The following is a 3197-nucleotide window of genomic DNA, read 5'->3' as shown; positions in this document are numbered from 1 at the left end:
GTATACGCCCGGGGCCGCGCTGACGGTTGCCGACTGCCCTCGCAGCGAGCACACCCACAACACCGTCCTCGACGAGCAGCAGCGCCCCACAGCGGAGGTCGGCGGCCTGTACACGTACGAGGCGATCGCCGCCGACACCGTGCTGCGCGCCGAGGTCCGTGTGCCGCGCGGTCTGCTGCCGCAGGGCTGGGAACGCCGCCTGGAGGGGGAATGGCGGCTTGGACGCGCCCGCAAGGACGGCTACGGACTCACGGACGTGACCGCCCACCGCGTCACCATGCCCCCGGCACCCGTGCCCCGGCCCGTGCCGCAGGGCAGGCTGCGGGTGTGGCTGCTTTCCCCGGCTCTGGTCACCGACAGCAGGCTGCGCCCCAGCACCGACCCGGCGGACCTCGCCGCAGTGCTCGGACGGGCGCTGGGGGCCGAGCTGCGCCCCGTACCCGAGGAGCGGGCGGTCGAACCGCAGCGGTCCGACCCCTGGCACAGCCGCTGGGGATTGCCGCGCGCCAGCCTGCTCGGGCTGAGGGCCGGAAGCTGCCTGACCTTCACCATCAGGGCCGGCACCGTCACTGCCGAGGCCGTGCACCGGGTCGAGCTCTCCGGCATCGGGCTGCGCCGTGCGGAGGGCTTCGGCCAGCTCCATATCGAGGACCCGCTTCTGGACGTGCCGAAGGTGGAAGTCGAGGCCCCCGCACCCGAGACCGCCCCGGCCGCTCCGGGCGCCGAGCTCACGGCCGAGGACGACACGGTCCTGGCGGTCGTCGAGGAAGGCGCCTGGCGTGCCGCGATCCGCCGCCACTGCGAGGCTCTCGCCGCCGAACCGAAAGGGCGTACGGGCGTCCTGGGCGCGGGCCACGGCTCCGTGCCCGCCACCCAGTTCGGCGCGCTGCTCACTCTCGTCGCCGACCTCGACGGGCCCGGCGGTGTACGGGTGGGGCACTGGCTCGCACGGCTGAAGCAGATGCGCGGAGTGGAACGCAAGAAACCCTGGCCGCCCGCCGTGACCGAAGCGGTCGAACAGCTCCTGACCACCCCCGGCCGCGTCTGGGACCTTCTCGCTCTTCCCGAGGGAGAACTGACCGCCCGCAGAGACCAGGCGGCGCTCGGGGAACGTACGGCCGCCCTGCGCGAGCGGATGTGGGGCGAGGCCGTCCGCACCCTGGTGGAGGACTGCCTCACCGCCCACCGCCGTGCCACCGAGGACAAGGAGGGGCCCGCGTGACCCGGCCGACGACCCATCGGCTGCGGGTACGCGGCTGGCTCCAGGCCCTCGCCCCGCTCCACGTGGGCGGGGCCGGAGGCGACCCCAACGGCGCTCTCTCGGTTGCCGTCGACGGTCTGGGCCGCCCCGACGTTCCCGGTACGAGCCTCGCCGGCGCCCTGCGGACCCTCCTCCACCCAGTGTCAGGGCCGGAGGGCGGGCCCCGCGGCGAGCGGGCCAACAGCCTGTGGGGCTATGCCGAACCTGGCAGCCAGGAAGGCACGGTCAGCCGCTTCGTCGTCCACGACGGCCTCCTCGCCACCACCACCGACCTCAACGACGACGCGCAGGCCGCCGTACCCCTGCCGACCGCCCGCCTGGAGCGGCGTCACTCCGTGGGCATCGACCGCCACACCGGCACGGCCGCCCCCGGCATCCTCCACAGCCGCACCGTCGTACCCCAAGGCACCTTCCTGCGCCTGGAGTTGGGCCTCGGCTCCACCGCAGCACAGCTGGCCGACGACCGGGCGGTCGTACGGGGCCTCCTGGCGCTCCTGCGTGAGGGACGGCTGCGGATCGGAGCCGCCAGGACCCGTGGCCTGGGACGGCTGGCCCTAGTCGAGGACCACACCGACGTCCATGAACAGGACCTCTCCACCCCGAACGGTCTCTTCCAGGCCCTGACCGCCCCGGGAGGCGGCACCCCCTGGCCCCGCACCGACTGGGCGAAGGAGAAGGTACCGGCCGACGGGCTGCTGCGCGTCCACGTCGACTGGAGCCCGGCCGCCCCCGTCATGGTGCGCTCCGGCACCGACGGGTTCACCGTGGACGCCGTCCCCCTCGCCACGGCCGCCGCACCCGACCGGATCGCGCTCGCCCTGCCGGGCTCCGCCCTCAAGGGCGCCTTGCGCTCCCACGCCGAACGGATCGAACGCACCGCCCGCGCTCTGGACTCCCCCACCGCCGAACCCGGAGCCAGCGTCCCCGACCGCGCTGCGGCCTTCCGCCAGCAGCTCGACCAACTCCCCGCGATCCGACTGCTGTTCGGCACAGCACCCGACACCGGACCGGGCGGCATCGGCGCGCTGACCGTCGACGACTGCACCACCGAACAGGCCATCCCTGCCGCCGACTGGCAGCGGGTCTACGACCCACCTGACGAGGACGGCAGCACCGCGCACCTGACGGCGCTGCGACCGTACGGACTGGAACGCGCTGATCACGTAGCCGTCGACCGCTGGACCGGAGGCTCCGCAGACGGGCGCCTCTACAGCGTCCTGGAACCCCACGGCCTGACCTGGCGGCCCCTCACCCTCACCGTCGACCTCGACCGCCTCGCCCTGCGCGACGCCGACCACCAGGCCGCAGCCCAGGCCCTGTTCCTGTTCCTCCTGCGTGACCTGGAAGCCGGCCGTATCTCCCTCGGCTATGCCACCAACCGGGGCCTCGGCGACATCACCGTCCACCGCATCACCCTCACCCTTCCCACCGAACCAGACCCCGTGGAACTCGCCGACTTCCTCACCGGCCCCCGCGCCAAGGACCTCACCCACGCCTGGCGCGCCTACCTCGACGGAACGCTGTGATGACCACGCTCCACGCCCGCGCCGCCCAGGGCGTCACCCTGGCCGAAGCCCTCACCGCCACTGCCTTCCCTACCGCCGTCGCCCTGCTCTCCGCCCCGCACGCTCACACCGTCGCCCACGTCACCGAGGGCCGCTGCCGGACCCGCCAGGCCGACCCGTATGACCTGTCCACCGTCTTCGAAGCCCGCGTCTTCGACGGCGAACGGGAACTGCGCTGGCTGTGCGACAGCGGCGACCGCGGACGCGCGGTCCTCCTCACCGAGGACGAGACCCTCCTTCCCGACGCCTTCCCCGAACCCGTCGCCCCCCTACCCGCCACGGCCGTCCTCGCGGCCCACTACCTGTTGTGGGGCCGCCCCGCAGGCGGCGACGAGGGGTGGACGGTCCTGCACACCCCCCGGATCGGCTCC

The 3197-nt window shown here is 73.8% G+C and carries 3 protein-coding genes; all 3 read left to right on the top strand.

The window, feature by feature from the left end:
* Positions 1 to 1222, top strand: a 1222-nt coding sequence (locus RM812_RS41145; protein WP_311585991.1) for a hypothetical protein, incomplete at its 5' end; no start/stop codon positions are given.
* Positions 1219 to 2787 (top strand): RAMP superfamily CRISPR-associated protein, encoded by a 1569-nt coding sequence (locus RM812_RS41140; protein ID WP_311585989.1) that lies wholly within the window; start codon positions 1219 to 1221, stop codon positions 2785 to 2787. The genes RM812_RS41145 and RM812_RS41140, both read left to right, overlap by 4 nt.
* Positions 2787 to 3197, top strand: a 411-nt coding sequence (csx19, locus tag RM812_RS41135) for a type III-D CRISPR-associated protein Csx19 (protein ID WP_311585987.1), incomplete at its 3' end; no start/stop codon positions are given. The genes RM812_RS41140 and csx19, both read left to right, overlap by 1 nt.

It is taken from the genome of Streptomyces lancefieldiae, assembly GCF_031845825.1.
Taxonomy (GTDB): Bacteria; Actinomycetota; Actinomycetes; order Streptomycetales; family Streptomycetaceae; genus Streptomyces; species Streptomyces lancefieldiae.
The sequence above is the reverse complement of the archived record's forward strand: the minus strand, read 5'-3'. Positions and strand labels throughout refer to the sequence as shown.